Annotated in this window: 1 pseudogene; it reads left to right on the top strand. The window is 62.0% G+C overall.

What is annotated here, in order from left to right:
• Positions 1–237, top strand: a pseudogene (locus SB725_RS33785) (hypothetical protein); the annotation flags it as partial.

Here is a 237-nt window from a genome sequence, read left to right as displayed (position 1 = left end):
AGCGATGCGCTGACCATGACTCAATGGACGCCGACGGTGATCTGGGAATACGAGAAGGATCCGAAGGTGACCTTCGGCCGCAAGTTCCAGACCAACGCGCTGCAGAGGCCGCCTGGTGAAACCTATCTGTTCAAGGCCTTCGAGGTGCACATCCCGCCACCAGGCAAATACTTGCTGACCGGCGGCGACGACTACCAGATCCACGGCTTGCTCGACCAGGTCGGCGCCCGCAGCGGC

Source organism: Pseudomonas sp. SIMBA_041, assembly GCF_046535095.1.
Lineage (GTDB): Bacteria > Pseudomonadota > Gammaproteobacteria > Pseudomonadales > Pseudomonadaceae > Aquipseudomonas > Aquipseudomonas mucoides.
This window is presented reverse-complemented; position numbering and strand designations above follow the sequence as displayed.